Annotated in this window: 18 protein-coding genes; 1 reads left to right on the plus strand and 17 read right to left on the minus strand. The window is 43.4% G+C overall.

The window, feature by feature from the left end:
- Position 1 precedes the first annotated feature (1 nt).
- From ACQRBN_RS16325 to ACQRBN_RS16380, 12 genes are all read right to left on the minus strand, one after another.
- Entirely contained in the window at positions 2 to 1,303 is a 1,302-nt protein-coding gene (locus ACQRBN_RS16325; RefSeq protein WP_427740120.1) for a chitobiase/beta-hexosaminidase C-terminal domain-containing protein, read from the minus strand.
- Positions 1,304 to 1,317: 14 nt separating this feature from the next.
- Entirely contained in the window at positions 1,318 to 2,988 is a 1,671-nt protein-coding gene (locus tag ACQRBN_RS16330; protein ID WP_427740121.1) for a formate--tetrahydrofolate ligase, read from the minus strand.
- A 48-nt stretch (positions 2,989 to 3,036) separates the two neighbouring features.
- Entirely contained in the window at positions 3,037 to 5,523 is a 2,487-nt protein-coding gene (locus ACQRBN_RS16335; protein WP_427740122.1) for a DNA translocase FtsK 4TM domain-containing protein, read from the minus strand.
- A gap of 63 nt (positions 5,524 to 5,586) precedes the next feature.
- Entirely contained in the window at positions 5,587 to 6,285 is a 699-nt protein-coding gene (locus ACQRBN_RS16340; RefSeq protein ID WP_427740123.1) for a ClpP family protease, read from the minus strand.
- A gap of 51 nt (positions 6,286 to 6,336) precedes the next feature.
- Entirely contained in the window at positions 6,337 to 7,617 is a 1,281-nt protein-coding gene (locus tag ACQRBN_RS16345) for an O-acetylhomoserine aminocarboxypropyltransferase/cysteine synthase family protein (protein WP_427740124.1), read from the minus strand.
- Positions 7,618 to 7,628: 11 nt separating this feature from the next.
- The gene (locus tag ACQRBN_RS16350; protein WP_427740125.1) at positions 7,629 to 8,396 is read right to left on the minus strand and encodes a CFI-box-CTERM domain-containing protein; all 768 of its coding nucleotides are present in this window, start codon (positions 8,394 to 8,396) and stop codon (positions 7,629 to 7,631) included.
- Positions 8,397 to 8,427: 31 nt separating this feature from the next.
- Positions 8,428 to 9,159 (minus strand): YebC/PmpR family DNA-binding transcriptional regulator, encoded by a 732-nt coding sequence (locus ACQRBN_RS16355; RefSeq protein WP_427740127.1) that lies wholly within the window; start codon positions 9,157 to 9,159, stop codon positions 8,428 to 8,430.
- Positions 9,160 to 9,217: 58 nt separating this feature from the next.
- Positions 9,218 to 10,012 (minus strand): hemolysin family protein, encoded by a 795-nt coding sequence (locus ACQRBN_RS16360; protein WP_427740128.1) that lies wholly within the window; start codon positions 10,010 to 10,012, stop codon positions 9,218 to 9,220.
- A 24-nt stretch (positions 10,013 to 10,036) separates the two neighbouring features.
- Positions 10,037 to 10,384: a type II toxin-antitoxin system PemK/MazF family toxin gene (locus ACQRBN_RS16365; protein ID WP_427740139.1), complete on the minus strand. Its 348-nt coding sequence runs from the start codon at positions 10,382 to 10,384 to the stop codon at positions 10,037 to 10,039.
- Positions 10,385 to 10,472: 88 nt separating this feature from the next.
- Complete coding sequence (alr, locus tag ACQRBN_RS16370) at positions 10,473 to 11,639, minus strand: alanine racemase (RefSeq protein ID WP_427740129.1); 1,167 nt, start codon at positions 11,637 to 11,639, stop codon at positions 10,473 to 10,475.
- Positions 11,636 to 13,144 (minus strand): NAD(P)H-hydrate dehydratase, encoded by a 1,509-nt coding sequence (locus tag ACQRBN_RS16375; RefSeq protein WP_427740130.1) that lies wholly within the window; start codon positions 13,142 to 13,144, stop codon positions 11,636 to 11,638. The genes alr and ACQRBN_RS16375 overlap by 4 nt, the downstream gene beginning before the upstream one ends.
- Before the next feature lie 144 nt (positions 13,145 to 13,288).
- Positions 13,289 to 13,933, minus strand: coding sequence for a redox-sensing transcriptional repressor Rex (locus ACQRBN_RS16380; RefSeq protein WP_427740141.1), 645 nt, complete (start codon positions 13,931 to 13,933; stop codon positions 13,289 to 13,291).
- Positions 13,934 to 14,056: 123 nt separating this feature from the next.
- On the opposite strand from ACQRBN_RS16380, the gene abc-f reads away from it, so the two are divergent.
- Entirely contained in the window at positions 14,057 to 15,982 is a 1,926-nt protein-coding gene (abc-f, locus tag ACQRBN_RS16385) for a ribosomal protection-like ABC-F family protein (RefSeq protein WP_427740132.1), read from the plus strand.
- 472 nt (positions 15,983 to 16,454) lie between these two features.
- Here the strand turns inward: abc-f and ACQRBN_RS16390 are convergent, their stop codons facing one another.
- The 5 genes from ACQRBN_RS16390 to ACQRBN_RS16410 form a co-directional block, all read right to left on the minus strand.
- Positions 16,455 to 17,171 (minus strand): flavodoxin family protein, encoded by a 717-nt coding sequence (locus ACQRBN_RS16390; protein ID WP_427740133.1) that lies wholly within the window; start codon positions 17,169 to 17,171, stop codon positions 16,455 to 16,457.
- A 29-nt stretch (positions 17,172 to 17,200) separates the two neighbouring features.
- Positions 17,201 to 17,377: a DUF6472 family protein gene (locus tag ACQRBN_RS16395; protein WP_427740134.1), complete on the minus strand. Its 177-nt coding sequence runs from the start codon at positions 17,375 to 17,377 to the stop codon at positions 17,201 to 17,203.
- Positions 17,378 to 17,514: 137 nt separating this feature from the next.
- A complete protein-coding gene (locus tag ACQRBN_RS16400) occupies positions 17,515 to 18,711 on the minus strand; it encodes an NADP-dependent isocitrate dehydrogenase (protein WP_427740135.1) in 1,197 nt (398 codons plus the stop codon).
- A 50-nt stretch (positions 18,712 to 18,761) separates the two neighbouring features.
- Entirely contained in the window at positions 18,762 to 19,415 is a 654-nt protein-coding gene (locus ACQRBN_RS16405) for a GntR family transcriptional regulator (RefSeq protein ID WP_427740136.1), read from the minus strand.
- Between the two features lie 78 nt (positions 19,416 to 19,493).
- Positions 19,494 to 20,885, minus strand: coding sequence for a 2-isopropylmalate synthase (locus ACQRBN_RS16410; RefSeq protein WP_427740137.1), 1,392 nt, complete (start codon positions 20,883 to 20,885; stop codon positions 19,494 to 19,496).
- Positions 20,886 to 21,260 lie beyond the last annotated feature (375 nt).

Here is a 21,260-nt window from a genome sequence, read left to right on the forward strand (position 1 = left end):
ACTATTCCGTCTCCAATACATAACTTCTGGTGGTTACCCCGCTTACACGTCCCTTACCATTCACAAGGATCGCCTTAAAGATCGTCTCACCACTTGGCATATCGATCGGTCCACTGTACTTCTTGGATGCTGTCGTCGGATCATTTCCATCCATTGTATAATATGCCGTATACCCATCCGGAATCTTAATCTCGATCTGCATTGCCGAGTCATACTGTCCCGTGGATGGTGATACCGCCGGAGCATCTTCAATCGGCAATTCTACCGTATATGTCTTCTCCACTGGAAGACTTGGAACACCTTTCTTATTCACGGCAATTGCCTTGATCACAGTCTCGTCTTCTCCGATCCGAATCGGTTCTGTATATTTCGTACTGTTGATACTTGGCTCAGTTTCATCATCCGTATAATATATGGTATAGCCGTCTTTGGCACTTAAGGATAATTCCTGTACATCATCGAATACCTCTGTATCATCCAGACTGAATTCGGGACCTTCGATGATATAACCGCCTAATACTTCTCTTACGCTGTCATCTGCATCTTCCAAAAGCATCGGAATCTCTTCCTTCTGATCCGTATCCATATAGAACTGGACACACGCCTGATAGACATCCGAATTCTTCGGCTGCTCTTTTATCACATCCAAGAATACGGATTCTGCCCTGCTTAGATTCTTCTGGGCAATATAGACCTTGGATAAGCCGACATATGCATCTGCCTTAGTATTATCCTTATCAGAAGCTTTTTCAAAGTATTCGATTGCCGCATTGTATTCCTTAGACTCTAAAGCCTTGTTTCCTTTACCTACAATTCCTTTATAGGACATTTGATAGACTGCTATTCCGATCCCCACAGCCGCAAGGAGAAATACCAGCATAATGAGAAGTATACATCTCCTTCTCTTTCGGCGCAGCGCTTTTTTGCGCTCTGCCTGCCTGCGCTTTTTCTCTCGTTCTGACAGATTCCGCGAAGTGTTCCCTCGCTGAAGATCCGTGTTGCGTCTTCTAGTGGTATTTCCTGTATTACGACCGTAAGTACGACCTGCATTACGACCGGAAGTGCGTCCAGTATTCCTGCCAGTGCTGCGTCCGGCGCTCTTTCTTCTTGGATCTGTATTACTTACAGCCTGATAATCAAGGTAATCATCATAACTGTCGTCGCCATTGATCGCGCCTCGTATCTGCTGGGTCAGCATATCATCTAAAGGGTTATAGTCAGGAACAATGCGGACTTCCTCACCACATTTTTCGCAATATAACATTCCTTCTGGTATCTCATGTCCGCAATACCTACATTTCATCTTAAGAGAACCCCCTAAAATAATCCTGTAATCTTTCCATCCTCTGATACATCAATGCCATTGGCAGCAGGAACCTTCGGAAGTCCCGGCATGGTCATTACCGCACCTGTAAGCGCTACAACAAATCCCGCTCCGGCACTTACATATACCTCGCGGATATGAATATCAAAGCCTGTCGGACGTCCCAGTTTCTTCGCGTCATCAGACAGAGAATATTGGTTCTTCGCCATACAGATCGGGAGGTTGCCGAATCCCATAGATTCAATCTTCGCTAATTGTTTCTCGGCAGCAGGCTCGTAGATTACGCCACTTGCTCCATAGATCTCTTTCGAGATGGTCTCAATCTTCTCTTTCAGAGATAACTCGTCCTCATATAATGGGTGATAATGGCTTTCCTTATTCTCTAATGTATCTAATACTTTTTCTGCCAGAGCAATTCCACCTTCTCCGCCCTTCTCCCATACTTCGGATAGTGCGAATTCACAGCCTTTTTCTTCACAGAATCTGCGGATATATTCATTTTCAGCATCCGTATCAGTAATGAATGAATTCAATGTTACAACGACTGGGATATCGTATTTCTGAATATTCTCGATATGTTTCTCCAGATTCACGATTCCTTTTGCCAGAGCATCTAAGTTCTCTTTCCCAAGATCAGCCTTTGCAACCCCACCATTATACTTCAAAGCACGGACAGTTGCAACCAAAACAACTGCATCCGGTTTGAAGCCTGCTTTACGGCACTTAATATCCAGGAACTTCTCAGCACCTAAGTCTGCACCGAAACCTGCTTCTGTTACCGTAATATCACTTAATTTTAATGCCATTCTTGTGGCTCTGACACTGTTGCAGCCATGTGCGATATTCGCAAATGGTCCGCCATGTACCAGTGCCGGGGTATGCTCTAATGTCTGAATCAGGTTCGGCTTAATCGCATCTTTCAAAAGCGCAGTCATAGCGCCTGTTGCCTGCAGATCATCTGCCGTCACCGGATCTCCGCTAAAGTTATATGCCACAATAATCTTGCCGAGACGGTGCTTCAAATCCTGAATATCCTCTGCCAGACAGAGAATTGCCATAATCTCTGATGCAACCGTGATGACAAAATGATCTTCTCTTACCATACCATCCATCTTGCTTCCAAGCCCCACGACAATGTTACGAAGGTTTCTGTCATTCATGTCCAGACATCGTTTCCATACCACCTGTCTTGGATCAATCTGTAACGCGTTGCCCTGCTGAATGTGATTATCTAACATCGCCGCAAGAAGGTTATTCGCAGAAGTAATCGCATGGAAATCTCCGGTAAAATGAAGGTTCAGATCTTCCATTGGTACAACCTGAGCATATCCGCCACCTGCTGCGCCTCCCTTGATTCCAAAACAAGGTCCAAGAGATGGCTCGCGAAGTGCGATAATCGCCTTCTTATTCAATTTTGCAAGTGCCTGACCTAATCCTACTGTTGTCGTTGTCTTTCCCTCGCCTGCCGGTGTCGGATTAATGGCAGTTACCAGCACCAGTTTTCCATCTGGTCTGTCTTTGATCTTCTCCCATACATCGTCAGAAAGTTTTGCTTTATACTTTCCGTAAAACTCTAATTCATCTTCTTCAATTCCTACTGTTGCGGCTACATCTCTGATGTGTGCCATCTGTGCTTCCTGTGCAATCTGGATATCTGTTTTCATGGTTTCCAATCCTTTCTTTTTATGATTTTTCTTTAGTTCCTTTATTTTTTAAATATTTTCCTCAACATACTGATTGAATTCTTCCGGAGACATCAATACTTTTCTTGGCTTTGTTCCTTCCTCCGGTCCAACTACCCCAGCCTCGCATAACTGATCCATAATTCTGGCAGCACGGTTGAATCCAATCTTAAATGTACGCTGCAGCATCCCTATGGATGCCTTGTCTTTATCTATAATGAGGCGACCTGCTTCTACAAAATGCACGTCGCGTTCATCTCCCTCCGGTGCGCTCGCCAGCGACATACCGCCAATCGAACTTGTATTCACCTGATTGACAACATCTTCATTGTATGTAATATCCCCATGCTGATCCTTCAGGTAATCTACTACGCTTTGCACTTCCTTGTCTGTGACAAAGGAGCCCTGTACTCTGGCTGGCTTCTGATACCCTGCCGGATAGAAAAGCATGTCGCCTTTTCCAAGTAATTTCTCAGCACCGTTCATATCAATAATCGTTCGGGAATCAACTCCGGACGATACAGAGAAAGCAATTCTGGATGGCATGTTTGCCTTAATCAGTCCTGTAATGACATTGACCGACGGTCTCTGCGTTGCCAGTACCAGATGGATGCCGGCGGCTCTTGCAAGTTGTGCAAGACGACAGATGGCTTGTTCCACATCTCCAGGCGCAACCATCATCAAGTCGGCAAGTTCGTCTACGATGATAATAATCTGTGGCAGAGGCTCTTGTTTCTTACCCTCTACAGGCGGCATAGAAGCAACCTTTTCGTTATATCCCTTCATGTCCCTGACACCGTATTCTGCAAATGCCTGATAGCGGCGATCCATCTCTGCTACGCCCCAGTTCAATGCTCCGGCTGCCTTCTTGGGGTCTGTCACTACCGGAATCATCAGATGCGGGATACCATTGTATACACTTAACTCGACTACCTTCGGGTCAATCATAATCAACTTCACTTCTTCCGGCGTCGCCTTGTACAGAATACTCATAATCAGAGTATTGATGCAGACAGATTTTCCTGATCCGGTTGCTCCGGCAATCAGCACATGAGGCATCTTGGCAATATCTGCCACCACCGTCTTGCCTCCGATATCTTTTCCAACCGCAAAAGATATCTTAGAAGTACTGTTCTTGAATTCCGAAGACTCCAGAAGATCCCTTAGCATTACGGAAGAGTTCTCTTTGTTCGGCACCTCAATACCAACAGCCGCCTTTCCCGGGATTGGCGCTTCGATACGGATATCCGCAGCTGCCAGATTCAGCTTGATATCATCGGAAAGCCCTACGATCTTGCTGACCTTGACTCCCATCTCCGGCTGAAGTTCATATCTGGTAACCGATGGTCCACAACTTACATTGGTAACCGTAACATTGACTCCGAAGTTCTGAAGGATCTGCTGCAATTTCATGGCAGTTTCTCGAAGTTGTGCATCGGACTCCCCGCCTTTTTTGGTTCCCCTTTTAAGCAGGGAGATCGGCGGCATTCGATAGGCCTTCTTTGGCTTTTGAGAAGCTGCCTCCACAGTAGCAGCAACATCTGCAACTTCCCCTGCAATGTTGGCATCTTTTGATTTGCCCCTTCTATTCGCAGGTTTCGCAGCCACTGGCTCCTGCGAAAGAATTGCATCGGATTCTTCTGATATCGTCTCTTCCATCATCGGACTTTCAGAAACTGCATTCATCGGATCATCCGATATATCACTTCCTACTGATACTGCTTCTTCCCCTCGATTGATTACAAATGGAACTTCTTCCTTCGCCTCTAACGGATCAACCTTCAATTCCTTCATATTCGGAGACTTCTTAGCAAGAGTCGTATCAAAAGATACTCCCTCTACATGCTGATCACTTCTCTTCAGTGATCTGAGTGGCTTTGACTTTGCTTCTTTTGGCGAAGCGTCTTTTTCCTGCGCTTCTTTCAGTTTTCTGCGCTCTTCCGCCTGTTCACGCCTTCTGATAGCGTCTTTCTTTGCTTTGTCATATGCTTTATCGCTCTGACTTTTTACACCTTTTAATGCGGACTTACCTGTAATAATCACCAGACAGATAATCATCAGAATGATATCTACCACATATGTACCCGCTATTCCTATGGCGGGAGTAAGAATATTCACCAGAATATCTCCCAGTTTCCCGCCTTTATCATCAACTAATTGTAAAAATGTGCAGACCAGTACCAAAAAGATAAGACCCGTAGTCACTTTCATATATGCATTCCAGTTTCCATGGTTCGATATCACAAAAGTAACAGTGCCAAATAAAACGAACGGAATCAGATATGCAACCCAGCCAAAGATATCCGCTAAGAACTCGGCAATTGCTCCCCCGATAAAACCGCCAACTCCAAAATTACTGATCAGCAATAAGATACTAACCGCAAGCGTAATCCAGATTACAATCTCAGTTCCGACGAAACTTGATTCTGCAGGCTTTGTATTTGTCTTTTTCGTGCTTGTCTTTTTCGCCTGTCCTGTCTGCTTCTTACTCCCTCTTTTCTTAGATTTAGCAGCCATTTTACTTCCCCCTTATTCTGGCAATACTATATATAAGTATAGCATTTTTAAAAAGGGCTGTCATTACCTATTTTCACACTTTTTCTGCCGCTCTTGTTCAATCATTTCGTGCAATTTACTCAATGCATCACTCATACCGCCCACTTCGTCAATCAGTCCTTCACGCACTGCATCCTTACCTTCCAGAAGCGTTCCTACATCCTTCACTAACTCCGTCGGATTCAGCATTAATTCTTCTATCCGGTTCTGTGTGATACGAGAATGATCTGCAAGGAAACGAGTGATCCGATCCTGAGTCCGAATCATATTGCGCAGGCTCTGCGTCACACCGATAAACATGCCATTAGAACGGACCGGATGGATGATCATAGTGCCACTTGGCACAATAAAGGAATACTTGGCCGATACCGCCAGAGGTCCTCCGATAGAATGACTACCGCCAAGCACCAGCGATACAGTAGGCTTGCTTAATGACGCAATCATCTCTGCTATGGACAAACCCGCTTCTACATCTCCTCCAAGCGTGTTAAGCAGAATCAGAAGCCCTTCAATCTCATCGCTGTCCTCCACTTCTGCAAGCAGTGGCAGAAGATGCTCATATTTCGTTGATTTTGCATTGCCTGCAACTGCTTCATGCCCTTCGATCTCTCCGATAATGGTCAGTAATTTAATCCGGTGGCGGCTTTGATTTCCCTCCAGATCTACACTCCCCATTTCCTTAATCTGTTCGTTCTTCTGCTCTTCTCGTTCTGCATTCGCCATAGAAAAACACCTCCATACTTTTTTACTTAGTATGGGGGTGTTTGAAGAATTTTATACCTCGCGAAGAGCCTGTTCAAGGTCCGCAATAATATCTTCTATATTCTCAATACCTACGCTGAAACGAATCAGATCCGGCTGTACACCTGCCTCAAGAAGTTCCTGATCGTTCATCTGACGGTGGGTATGGCTTGCAGGATGAAGCACACAACTTCTTGCATCTGCTACATGTGTCACAATTGCAATCATCTTAAGCGCATCCATCATGCGTACGGCCGCTTCTCTTCCGCCCTTCAGACCGAAGGTAATGACGCCGCATGTGCCATTTGGCATATATTTCTTAGCAAGATCATAGTACTTGTCTCCCGGAAGTGATGGACAACTAACCCAGGCAACTTTCTCATGATTCTGAAGATAGGTTGCTGCTTTCATCGCATTCTCACAGTGTCTCTGCATACGAAGATGTAATGTCTCAAGACCGATATTCAGAAGAAATGCATTCTGCGGAGCCTGAATAGAGCCTAAGTCTCTCATCAACTGCGCCGTAGCCTTGGTGATATATGCGCCTTTTCCGAACTTCTGTGTATATACGATTCCATGATAGGTCTCATCCGGTGTCGTAAGTCCCGGGAACTTATCCGCATATGCTTCCCAATCGAAATTGCCGCTGTCAACGATAGCGCCTCCGACGCAAGATGCATGACCATCCATGTACTTGGTCGTAGAGTGAGTAACGATATCAGCACCCCATTCAAACGGTCGACAGTTGATCGGTGTTGCGAATGTATTATCTACGATAAATGGAACTCCATGTGCATGTGCAGCCTTGGCGAATTTTTCAAAATCCAGTACTACCAGTGCCGGATTCGCAATACTCTCACCGAATACTGCTTTGGTATTCTCCTTAAATGCAGCATTCAGTTCTTCCTCTGTACAATCCGGATCAACGAAAGTAGCCTCTACCCCCATCTTCCTGATCGTATGGGCATACAAGTTATATGTACCGCCATAAACCGCAGAAGCACATACAATATGATCCCCCGCTTCCGCAATGTTCATAATAGCATAAAAACTTGCTGCCTGACCGGAAGATGTAAGCATTGCTGCTACACCGCCTTCCAGATCACAGATTTTAGCCGCCACAGCGTCATTCGTCGGATTCTGAAGACGTGTGTAGAAGTATCCGGATTCTTCCAGATCGAACAGTCTTCCCATCTGCTCGCTGGAACTATACTTGAAAGTTGTGCTCTGATAGATCGGCAGCACACGTGGATCTCCATTGCCTGGCTGATAGCCGGACTGGATGCATTTGGTTTCAATCTTATAATCGCTCATATATGTCCTCCCTATGAATCTAAATATTTTTTCTGTAAATTATATACCATATCCATATACAATTCTTTACATTCTTCATTCCTTCCGTCTTCGGCATAACGGATACACGGCATCAGGTATTCTTTATAGATTCCTTCATAGATTCTCTTTGAATCCTGCTGCATGTCAATGGCAAGGACGATACCCGGCGCAATATCATAGTATTCTTCTACCATCTGTCTGCCTTCTTCGGTTTTCATAAGATACTGATCCCGATAGTTTCGTAGTGCTGTCAGTTCATAGCAGTCATCTGGTTTATTCTGGCTGTCACATACGGCTGTAGTAATATAGCAGAGCCTATTCTTGAATCCACCTTCAATCTTCTCGTAAGTAGACATCTGAATATTGTTGCCTGTAACCTTCTTTTCATTCCAAAGTTTTACCATCTGTTTTGCAATTCTTTCGTTCTCAGGAAGTCCCTGATAAGTAAACATCGGAATAATATATACTGCCATCGTCATATTATAATCGATCGAGAGCGTTGCTTTTTTATGTTTTGGAATATCTTTAAGTTTCCGGATTGCATAGTCCGGTATCACGGATGCCGTATCTCTGATCACTTCATCCCGATCCTTCTGTTCTGCCAGTTCTTCACAATAAGACTGCAAATTTTCAAACAATCTACTGTATTTTTCATAACTTTTCTCAAAAACCGACTGGTAAGACTTCTTTTTAAAATACTTGATATTTCCCAGCATCTCATCAAAAAGTGCTTCTAATTCTTTTCTGGTGTCCTCCATCCATCTTCCTCCGCTCGTAAGGATTCACTTATTATTCATCCCAATTGTGATATACATCCTGAACATCATCGTCATCGTCCAGCATATCCAGAGTCTTCTGGATGCTTGCAATATCCTTCGGATCTGTAAGTTCTACATAAGTCTGCGGAATCATGGTTACTTCTGCAGCAGCCATCGGGATACCCGCTTCTTCCATAGCAACACGAACTGCACTGAAGTCATCCGGATCAGTAAGAATCTCAAAACTATCCTCTTCTTCTACAAAATCTTCTGCACCGGCATCTAATGCCATCATCATCAGTTCGTCCGGATCTCCCTCATACTCTTCCTTATCAACTACGATCTGTCCTTTTTTATCGAACATGAAAGACACACATCCTGGCGTACCTACGTTACCATTTCCCTTGGTAAATGCATTCTTTACGTTGGATGCTGTACGATTCTTATTATCGGTAAGTGTCTCAACGATGATTGCTGTACCATTCGGACCATATCCCTCATATGTAATATGTTCATAATTCGCTGCATTGGCGTCACTGTCTGCACGCTTAATGTTACGGTCGATTGTATCATTCGGCATATTGTTCGCTTTCGCTTTCGCAATAACGTCACGCAGACGGCTGTTGTTAGCCGGGTCAGCACTTCCGCCCTCTTTAACTGCTACTGCAAGTTCTTTTCCAATCTTTGTGAATATCTTTCCTTTTGCCGCATCATTTTTCTCTTTCTTATGCTTAATATTGGCAAATTTTGAATGTCCTGACATGTCTCATACCTCTCTTTATATCTTTATCATTTTGTTCAAAAACGCTTTTCATATTTTATCACTCTTTGTAGCGTTTTTCAATCTTAACTCTCTGGATTATGTTATTGTCGACCAAAAGAACCGTAAAACGATACCCCTCGTACTCAACAATACACTGCTCATCCTCTGCCGGAATCCGTTCCAACTGGCTGATCAGGAATCCATTCAGCGTCTCATACTCCTCTTTTTCGAATGTGATTGGAAGTTTCTCCTCCAGTTCCTCCAAGTCTATCATCCCATTGACCATATAACTTCCATCTACAAGCCTGATGATCCGCTCTTCTTCTTCGTCATGCTCGTCCAGGATATTTCCTACAATCTCTTCCAGGATATCTTCCATGGCAACAAGCCCCGATGTTTGCCCGTACTCGTCCAGCACGATTGCGATATGATTCTTCTCTGCCTGCATCTTCTTAAATAGCCTGTCAATACGCTTGGTCTCCGGAATAAACGAAGCCGGTCTTATGTAATCCTTCAATTCTTTTACCGGGACTTTCCGGAGTCCGGTATTCAGATAGGCTGTCATTGCATCTCTTAGGTGCAGGATTCCGATGATCTCATCAATCCCCTCCTTATAGACAGGAAACCTTGAAAAATTCTCATCCAGCATGAATCTTAATGCATCTTCTAATGGTTCGTCACCGTCAATTGCTACAATATGTTTTCGGTGTGTCATAATATCTTTTGCGTCTTTGTCCATATAGCGGATGATGTTATGGACCAAGTCTGCCGCTTCTTTTTGCATTCCCTCATCCATCTCATCGTCCGACTGGAACAGACTCTTCATTCTTTGGAATATACTACCTTCTTCCATAATCTCTCAATTCATACTCCTTTGCTATGTATGAAGCTCGAAACTAACCTTTAAAGCCTCATCTACTTTGTTCATTATCTCTTTATCCAGATGGCATACCAGATCCTTCAGCCGCTGTTTGTCTATGGTTCTAATCTGTTCTAATAATATGACTGAATTCTTGACAATCTGATATCTTCTCGCATCTATCTCAACATGGGTTGGCAATTTTGCTTTATTCATCCGTGATGTTATAGCTGCACAGATGACTGTCGGACTATGCCTGTTGCCCACATCGTTCTGTATAATCAGTACCGGACGGATTCCGCCCTGTTCAGAGCCCACAACCGGGCTTAAGTCTGCGTAAAATATATCTCCACGTCTTACCTGCACTCTATTCACACTCCGATTTTCTTAAGATAAGATAAGTATTTCCATCTTTTTCGGATGTATTCTATAGAGTTTCAAAAATGTTCCCTACTTATACGAAATAATCTACCTGTTCGACCACCTTGCCGTGACGGATATATTCCCTTGGAATCCTCTTTCCGAGAGCACAGACGAATTCATAATTGAATCGTCCAGATAATTCGCTTAGCACCTCTACCGGAAGATTCTCATCTCCGTCTGTACCTACCAGTGTAACCTTATCTCCGAACTTCACATCGTCGATATCGGTGACATCGACCATCATCTGATCCATGCATACACGACCGATGACATTTGCACGCTTCCCATGAATCAGCACATATCCTTTATTGGACAGACTCCTTGGATAGCCATCCCCATACCCGATAGGTACGGTTGCGATCCTGGTCTTCTTATCCGTAACATAGGTTCCGCCATAACTGACAGGCGTTCCTTCTTCTACCCATTTCACATGAGCCACATGACTGATCAATTCCATCGCCGGTCTAAGCGGTACATTGTCTTTTTTTACTTCTTCAGATGGATAGAGTCCATAAGTTGCAATTCCTGCTCTGACAAGATCCAGATGTGCATCCTTCACATCAATGATTCCCGCACTGTTAGAACAATGATAATAAGAGAAAGTAACCCCTCTGTCCTTAAGTTCTTTCTTCATCCACAGATACTGATTCAACTGATAATTCGTAAATGCCTTATCTTCCTCATCTGCCTTGGCAAAATGAGTATACATTCCTTCCATTACAAGATTCGGCATCTTACTGATAGTTTCGATCTCATCAGCACTCTCCTCATTGATCGGGAATCCAAGTCTTGACATTCCGGTATCCAACTTAACGTGTATATATGCCTTCTTGCCCATGCTTACCGCCAGATCAGAGACTTCTTTTGCCATCTCTGTCGTATATACCGTCATACGAATCTCATAATCCAGCATATCCTGATATTGTCCCGGGAAGATGCATCCCAACACCAGGATCGGTTTCGTAATCCCCTGGCGCTTCATTACAACCGCGTAATCCAAAGTTGCAATCGCATATCCCCATATATATTCCTTCGGCAATAAAAATCTGGCAACCTGCATCGCTCCATGCCCATAACCATCTGATTTGATGACTGCCAGCATCTTCGTCCCGTCTTCCATATTCTTCTTCATCATCTCAACGTTATATTCGATTGCATCCAGATCAATTCTTGCACAGATTCTTGTATATTGCTTCATTGTGATCCTCCTGTTGTCTCTATTTCTTTCAATGCGTCACTTAAGTATTCTATCAGATCTCTGGCAAGCACGCTATAACTGCCTTTGGCTGCCCTCGCGTAATCGCCTGCCCTCCCATGCAGATATGTTCCCAGAACTGCTGCATCGTGACACCCAAGTCCCTGTGCCATCAATGCCGCAATGACACCTGCCAACACATCACCGGAGCCTGCCTTCGCCATCGCCGCATTGCCTGACAGATTCACATAAGGATGAGAATCCAGGGATGCAACTACAGTTCTGGAATCCTTAAGCACACAAGTCCAATGATACTGCTTTACATATTCCTCCAGAATCTCCATCCTGCCCCTCTTCAATTCCTCCACGCTTAATGAAACAAGCCTGGACATCTCTTTCATATGAGGCGTAATAATGATATCTGTCTTAATGCTGTCTATATATTCTCTATGCTTTGCCAGCAGATTCAATCCATCTGCGTCGATCAGACACGGAACCTCCGCGTGTGTAAGCGTTATCCTCAATATCTTTTCAGACTGTTCGCTAAGCCCAAGCCCTGATCCTATACAGATGATATCTGCCCAATCTAAAAGTCCTAATAATTCTTCCTTATCGTAATGATCGTAGGCAGTCACGATAGCCTCCGGAAGCTGCTGCTGCAGAATCATGCGATTCTCTTCCGGAGTATAGATCCGTACCAGCCCTGCGCCGGTCATATATGCTGCTTTAGCATTGAGATAGGCAGCACCGGACATTCCTTTACTGCCTGCAATGATCAGAAGCCTTCCATAGGTGCCTTTATTCGAGTCAGCTTTTCTTATCGGAAGTATCCTCTGGTATTCCTCCCTCTCCAGCGTATATGCCGCTTGCTTATCTACGGAAGTCTTTTCCATGCTGATTCCAATATCTGCTATGATTACTCTGCCAGCATACTCCTTTCCGGGATAGAACGCAAGCCCTAGTTTTTCTGCCTGAAAGGTCACGGTAATATCTGCTTTGAATGCAATCCCTAAGATATTACTCTGATCGGAGGATATCCCGGACGGCATATCGACAGCGAATTTGATTCCGGAAGTTTCGTTCATCCGCTGGATAATCTGAAAATATCTTCCCTGAATCTCGCGGCTTAATCCCACTCCGAAGATTGCATCTATTATGATACTATATTCACCATCCTCGAATTCGTTGCATATCTCTACACCAATTTCTCTTAGCATATGCATCTGACTTCTTGTCTCATCCGTACAGTGTGATACATCTCCTACAAAACACACTTTCGCAGGATGATTTCTTCCCGCCAGTAGCCTGGCAATCGCGAACCCATCACCACCATTGTTCCCGGAACCGCATACAATACAGGGACTTGATAGATCCAGTTTTTCCTCTTCCATTACCTCTACACATCTTAATGCGGCTCTCTCCATTAATTCCATTGACGGGATGCCTAACTCCTGAATTGTATACTGATCCGCCTGTTTCATCTGGAGACCATTTACCAAATATCTCATCTTTTCACTTCCATCATTAAAAATATCATTCTCACCCTGATAGATTCTACCATCGGTAATTCTTTATTGATATATCATAACATAAAAGGACGTGTAAAGCCCGGGCATATAATAGATTCCGGTCATTACACGTCTTTGTTCTTATTATTTTTTGTGTTCTTCGTTATAGCGGCTGATGTTATAAGACAACTGCATAAGACTCTCTGATAAATGTACGTTCTCAACAATAATATGCTCCGGCAGATTCAGATCTGTATGTGCAAAATTCCAGATCGCACGAACGCCATTCTCAACCAACATATTCGCCACTTCTACTGCCTTGTCCTTCGGAATCGTAAGAACAGCAATCTCTACATCGTTACTCTGAACGAATCCCTTTAACTCATCCATCATACGAATCGGTACACCTCTGATTGCAACTCCCTGTAATCTCGGGTTCACATCAAAGATACCCTTCAGAATAAATCCTCTCTTTTCAAATGCCGCATAATTGGCAAGTGCCTGTCCCAGATTACCGGCTCCGATAATAATAATATTATGGTCTTCTTCCAATCCTAGAATCTTGCCGATCTCTGTGTATAAATACTTTACGTTATACCCATAACCCTGCTGTCCAAATCCGCCAAAATTGTTAAGATCCTGACGAATCTGTGATGCTGTTACCTTCATCCGCTTGCTCAAATCATTGGAGGAAATACGCTCTACCCCATTCTCCAATAACTCACCCAGATATCTATAATATCTTGGTAACCTTCGAATCACCGCTTGAGAAATCTCTCTTTCTTCCACTAATCTCACCTTCCATCTCCATTCTAAGAATTATTATATAGAATTGTCGGATTAAAGTCAAACTTTTAGTTGTATTTTGTTCTATTTTCGCTATAATTAAAACGAACGAAGAAGGAGGATATTATGATATTAGCATGTCACGGAATCAGCAAAGCCTTCGGTGAAAAGGTAATCGTAGCCGATGGCTCCTTTCATATAGAAGATCATGAGAAGGCAGCTCTTGTAGGACCTAACGGTGCAGGAAAGTCTACTCTTTTCAAGATGATCGTAGGCGAACTTCCCTCGGACGGCGGAGAAGTTATCCTTACCAAAGGCAAGACACTCGGATATCTTGCCCAACATCAGGAAATGCAGAGCGGAAGTACCATATACGAAGAAGTCAAACTTGCCAAAGCAGATATTATCGCAATGGAGAAGCAGATCCGCTCAATCGAGTTAGAATTAAAACATCTGGAAGGCGAAGCCTTAGCATCCAGACTGGAGACCTACAATCGTCTGACAGCGGCATTCGAGCGTGAGAATGGCTATGCTTATGAAAGCGAGATTACTGGAGTCTTAAAAGGTCTTGGCTTTGATGATACAGATTTTTCCAAGCCTGTGGACACGCTTTCCGGCGGGCAGAAGACTCGGGTATCCCTTGGCAAACTACTGCTTACCAAGCCGGATATACTACTCCTAGACGAGCCTACCAACCACTTGGATCTTAATTCCATCGCATGGCTTGAGACTTATCTTTTGAATTATCCAGGTGCTGTCTTAATCGTGTCCCATGACCGATATTTCCTGAACCGAGTGGTCACCAAGGTTCTGGAGATTGAATTGGGCAAACTTATGACATACATGGGCAACTATACCGATTATGCTGAGAAAAAGCGTCAGATCCGGGATGCCCAGTTAAAAGAATATTTAAACCAGCAGCAGGAAATCAAGCATCAGGAAGCGGTCATTGAAAAACTCCGTTCCTTTAACCGCGAAAAATCAATCAGGCGGGCAGAGAGCCGCGAAAAGATGCTTGAAAAGATCAAGCCTGTGGAAAAACCTGTGGAGATGAATACCGAGATTCATCTAACATTAGAGCCTTCCTGCATCAGCGGTAATGACGTACTGCATATCGAACATCTTGGCAAATCGTTCCCGAACCAGACTTTATTCCAGGATGTGAATCTGGATATCAAGCGCGGAGAACATGTTGCTATTATCGGAGACAATGGGACGGGGAAGACCACGCTTCTTAAGATTCTGAATCAGGTAATTCCTGCAGATACAGGGACATTTACGCTGGGTACGAATGTAGAGATTGGCTATTACGATCAGGAGCACCATGTACTTCATATGGAAAAGACCATCTTCGACGAGATCTCCGATGACTACCCGGATCTTACGAATACGAAGATCCGTAATATGCTGGCTGCCTTTTTGTTCACTGGTGATGATGTATTCAAGCGTATTGGTGACTTAAGCGGTGGAGAACGTGGCCGTGTATCCCTTGCCAAACTAATGCTTTCTAAAGCAAATTTCCTGATCCTGGATGAACCGACCAACCATCTGGACATCTCATCCAAAGAGATTCTGGAAAAAGCATTGAATGATTATACGGGAACCGTTCTTTATGTATCTCACGACCGTTATTTTATCAACCAGACTGCATCCAGGATTCTGGATCTGGTGAATCAGACTTTCGTGAATTATATTGGTAATTACGATTATTATCTGGAGAAGAAAGAAGAACTGACTGCAGCATATGCGGGTGGTAATCATGCCGGCTCTGGCACTTCTGCTTCCCAGTCAGAAAACGTATCCGAATCCAAACTCAGCTGGCAGGAACAAAAGGAAGCCCAGGCAAGAGAACGGAAACGCCAAAACAATCTTAAGAAAACGGAAGAACGGATTACGCATCTTGAAGAGCGGGATGGCGAGATTGATGAGATGATGATGCTCGAAGAAATCTTCACAAATTCTGTAAAATGCCAGGAACTGGCAAAAGAGAAGGCGGCGATTGCTGAAGAATTGGAAGAATTGTATGTGAAGTGGGAGGAATTGGCGGAGTAGATGGAATTTTGTTCTTGAAGAGTAATTTGTAAGATGTACGGCAGAGAGGGGCAGTATGGGCGTTCTTATCCGACTCCAATCGCCTACAAACCGTAAGTTCAAAAGAGGTCTGGAATCAGGAATCGAATGTAATCGTCGGAGAAAATCTGAAAGATTTTTCCGACTCAGACATTCTTGAATTCTGTGCTTGTGGCACAGAATTCATCCTGATTTCAGACCTCTTTTTTACCAACGGATTGTACGGCTCTTCTACGGATATGAACGCCCATACTGCCCCTCTCTGCCTGACATTCTTATGTATGACTCTTCACGAACAGGGAGGATTCCTGGCGGAGATGTGATGGAAGGGTATCGGATGGATAACAGATTGGGAGTGGAACGAATTAATATTCATGAAGTAAACAGAAGTTTTTTTCCGGCCCACAACTTCCCTGCTCTTGCACCGTACACTTCCGCCACTCCACTTTCTCCATTAAATTCCCTCTTTCTTCCCCCAAGGCCGCTCTTTCTCAAGCCACCCCTTCTCTTTCCAATACTCCTGATCGACAGGATTCATCCCTTTCTTATGCATGCTTCGCATAATATAGAATAATATCTTCGTCTTAATCCCAGGTTTTACCTTTTCAGTATCACGTTTTAACTTAAGAACGATTTTATCAATTTCCAGTTCAATCTTATCTTTCTTAGCCTTTTCAACCTCTTCCCATGAAGTAGCCGCTACCGCAACTCCATATGTATAAATTTTTGCGATGCCCCAGAAAAACAGGCTGTCTTTGATATCCTTAAGTGTTGACTTCATGCCGCCCCCCGCTGCTGTCGTAATGCAGACTGCCTGCTTGCGGAACATAGATTCTTCTGGCCTGTGTACCATAAAACGATAGCCGTAATGATCTAATAGAGCTTTTAATGCACCTGTTACGTGCATGACATGAACAGGTGAAGTGAATACAAGCAGATCCGCTTCGTCAATCATTTTGGTGATCCGTTTCATATACATCAGATAATCTAAGCATTTTTTTTCGCTGTCCTTAATGCAAACTGCACATCCACGGCAGAATTCCGGCATATCCTTTGGCAGAAATAACTCACTAATCTGATCTTCTTTCTTGGCTATCTTCTCAATCAGCATCTTGCCAATATGGTAACTCGATCCCTTCCGCATAGTACCATTGATCATCAGTATATTCATCTTGTATACGCCCCCATTTCTTATTGTATCTACATCTGATGTCTTACGATTGCATACTCATCCCCGTAACTATAATAGGGACAGTCGTGGTATGTATTGGTTACGAACTTATATAATTCATCCTCATCCAAATTCATCTGGCAAGTGTAACATTCATAGTCCTCATCATATTCATAATGAGCACAGGATTCACAATTACTTTTCATAGTATCAATCTCCTCCCAGAAAAAAAGTATAGCACAATTTGTCTGATGGGTACAGGACATTTTCCATTTGGGTACACCCTAAAACGCAGTTTGGGACGTAGTAAAAATGCAGTTTACTACGTCCCCTGTTAAAATAATCACAATTTTTCTGCGATTGCTTTAATAAAGTCTTCGCTGTTCAGCACTGTCGGATTCTCCATCGTGGTAATCAACGCCAGATCCTTCGTCATCTTGCCTTCCTCAATCGTGTCAATTGTTGCCTTTTCTAGTTTATCTGCGAATGCCATTAATTCAGTATTGCCGTCTAATTCACCACGTTTTCTCAAAGCGCCTGTCCATGCGAAGATAGTTGCTACTGAGTTGGTGGATGTCTCTTCTCCCTGCAAATGTTTATAGTAATGACGCTGTACAGTTCCGTGTGCTGCCTCGTACTCATAATATCCATCCGGAGATACCAGCACAGAAGTCATCATAGCCAGTGAACCGAATGCTGAGGATACCATATCACTCATAACATCGCCGTCGTAATTCTTACATGCCCAGATATACCCTCCCTCAGACTTCATAACACGGGCTACCGCGTCATCAATCAAGGTATAAAAATAAGTAATTCCCGCTTCTTCGAACTTCTCTTTATAATCCGCATCGAATATCTCCTGGAAAATATCTTTGAAGGTATGGTCATACTTCTTAGAGATTGTATCTTTAGTTGCGAACCACAGGTCCTGCTTGGTATCCAAAGCATAATTGAAACAACTTCTTGCAAAACTTTCAATAGACGCATTGATATTATGCATTCCCTGTACAATTCCTGCATCGTCAAAATTATGTACCAGTTCTCTTGTCTCTGATCCGTCTTCTGCGGTATACACAAGTTCTACTTTGCCTGCTCCCGGAATCTTCATCTCAGAACCTTTATACACATCACCGTAAGCATGTCTTGCAATCGTAATAGGTTTCTTCCAGTTCTTCACACAAGGCTCGATTCCCTTTACCACGATCGGCGCACGGAATACCGTCCCATCTAAGATTGCACGAATAGTTCCATTCGGACTCTTCCACATCTCTTTCAGATCATATTCTGTCATACGTGCGGCATTCGGTGTGATGGTTGCACATTTTACCGCAACTTTATATTTCTTCGTTGCATTTGCGGAATCAATGGTTACCTGGTCATTGGTCGCATTCCTGTGTTCAAGTCCCAGATCATAATATTCCGTATTCAGTTCGATGAATGGCTCCAGAAGATTCTCTTTAATCATCTTCCAGAGAATTCTTGTCATCTCATCTCCATCCATCTCTACAATTGGTGTTGTCATCTTAATCTTTGCCATGTCTAATCTCCTCCTGTTTCTTGGCTGTCCGCCTAAGTGAAAATATGCATCTATTCCATGATATGCAGGTTCTCCATTACGTTCATTATATGTCTGTTGGCGAGTTTCTCTGCCCGATCTGCGTCTTTTTGCTTAATGGCATCCAAGATTCCTCTGTGTTCCTCAATCGACTTTTCTGCCCTGTCTTTTGCCCCTACAGACAAAGTACGCGCCATCTTCACATATTTATGAAAATCAGATAATACATGTTCTAGTATACGACTATCAGACGCTTCATACAAGACTTTGTGGAATCTTCCGTCAAGTTCCGATACCTGTGCTGCTTTTCCTTCGCCTTTTTTTCGAAGGTGGAATTCTGACAGCAGCACGATCTCTTCCAGTTTTTCAATCTGTTCATCTGAGATATTCTCCGTTGCCCATCTGGCGCATAAACCTTCCAGCATAGACCTTATCTTATAGATATCATGGACATCCTTTTGGCTGATTCCTGTGACGTAAGCCCCTTTATTCGGAATGATCGTCACCAGACCTTCTAGTTCCAATTGACGTAATGCCTCTCTTACCGGAGTCCTGCTGACTCCTAATTCTTCCCCAATTGTAATCTCTCTCAATTCATCGTGATCTTTATAAACACCCGCGAGAATATCTTCCCGCAATTTTCGAAATACCTTTCCCCTTAGGGAATGATCATGATATTCTTCCATTTTCCCCTCCAAAGACAGGCATGCTGTCTTTCTTTCAAGTAATTCATTGCTACCCATATGTAATTTCTCTGACAAATATTATATAAGGGCGATGCCTAATCTTTTGCTTGCATCGTCAATCACAGCAAGCAATTCTTCATCTGTCAGAACAGTTACTCGTCCTTCCTCATACTCTTTGTCAACCCAAGCTTTCACCATTGCTACCAGTTCAGTGTTCTTATCCACTTGTTTCTCCTCTGGTAAATGGAAATACGTATTAATCCAATGTGCAATTCCTGCAAGTCCCGAGGTATTGGAAACTGCCACAAGCGGCGGACGTTTCAGAAACTTATCCGTATCAAATATATTATAGATCTCTTCATTCTTTAACAAACCATCTGCGTGGATTCCTGCTCTCGTAACATTAAAATTCTTACCAACGAACGGTGTTCTGGACGGCACCTTATATCCAATCTCTTTCTCATAATAGTCCGCCAGTTCCGTAATTACGGTAGTATCCATTCCATCCAGGGTTCCCCGTAATTGTGCATACTCGAATACCATTGCCTCCAACGGTGTATTACCGGTTCTCTCTCCGATTCCAAAGAGCGAGCAGTTCACTCCACTTGCTCCATAGAGCCATGCTGTTGTAGAATTGCTGACTGCTTTGTAGAAATCATTATGCCCGTGGAACTCAATCAATTCACTTGGTACTCCCGCATGTACACGAAGTCCATAGATGATACCCGGAATAGATCTTGGAATCACCGCACCCGGATAATTCACGCCATATCCCATCGTATCACAGACACGGATCTTAACCGGTATCTGGTATTCATCCATTAATTTCATCAGTTCCAGACAGAACGGAATTACGAAACCATAGATATCTGATCTTGTAATATCTTCCAGATGGCATCTTGGACTTACACCCGTCTCCAAACACTCACGCACTACAGACAGATAATGGTTCATACATTCCCTTCTCGTCATCTTTAATTTATAAAAAATATGATAGTCAGAGCAGCTTACCAGGATTCCCGTTTCCTTCATTCCGATTTCTTTCACCAATTCAAAGTCCTTCTTACTTGCCCGAATCCAACTGGTCACCTCAGGAAACTGATATCCTTTCTCCATACATTTATAGACAGCGTCTCTATCCTTCTTGCTGTACAAGAAAAATTCACACTGCCGAATCTTTCCATTCGGACCGCCTAATCTGTGAAAATAGTCATAAAGCGTAACTATCTGCTCCGTGCTATACGGTGCACGCGACTGCTGTCCATCACGAAATGTAGTATCTGTAATCCAAATCTCATCCGGCATACTGTGCGGAACAATACGATCATTAAACGCTATCTTCGGAACCTCATCATACCGAAACAGATTACGGAACACATTCGGCTTATCCACATCCACAAGGGGATACATATGTTCCTCTAATTGTAATAGATTCGTATGCTTATCCAAATATACTTTTCTATTCTCCATAAACTCTCTCTCCTTTAGGTACTATTGAAAGAAGAAGTGTGACTTACACTTTCAATGTGTATAATTGTATACAATTATACACTATATGTCAAGATAAATGTGAATTTAGTTCTTGAAGAGTAATTTGTAAGGTGTACGGCAGAGAGGGGCAGTATGGGAGTTCTTATCCGACTCCAATCGCCTACAAAACGTAAGTTCAAAAGAGGTCTAAAATCAGGAACCGAATGTATTCACCGAAAAAAATCTGAAAGATTTTTCCGACTCAGACATTCTTGAATTCTGTGCTTGTAGCACAGAATTCATCCTGATTTTAGCTCTCTTTTTCACTAACGGTTTGTACGGCTCTTCTACGGATATGAACTCTCATACTGCCCT

The sequence above is a fragment of the Bariatricus sp. SGI.154 genome, assembly GCF_050313795.1.
Taxonomy (GTDB): Bacteria; Bacillota; Clostridia; order Lachnospirales; family Lachnospiraceae; genus CAMBRQ01.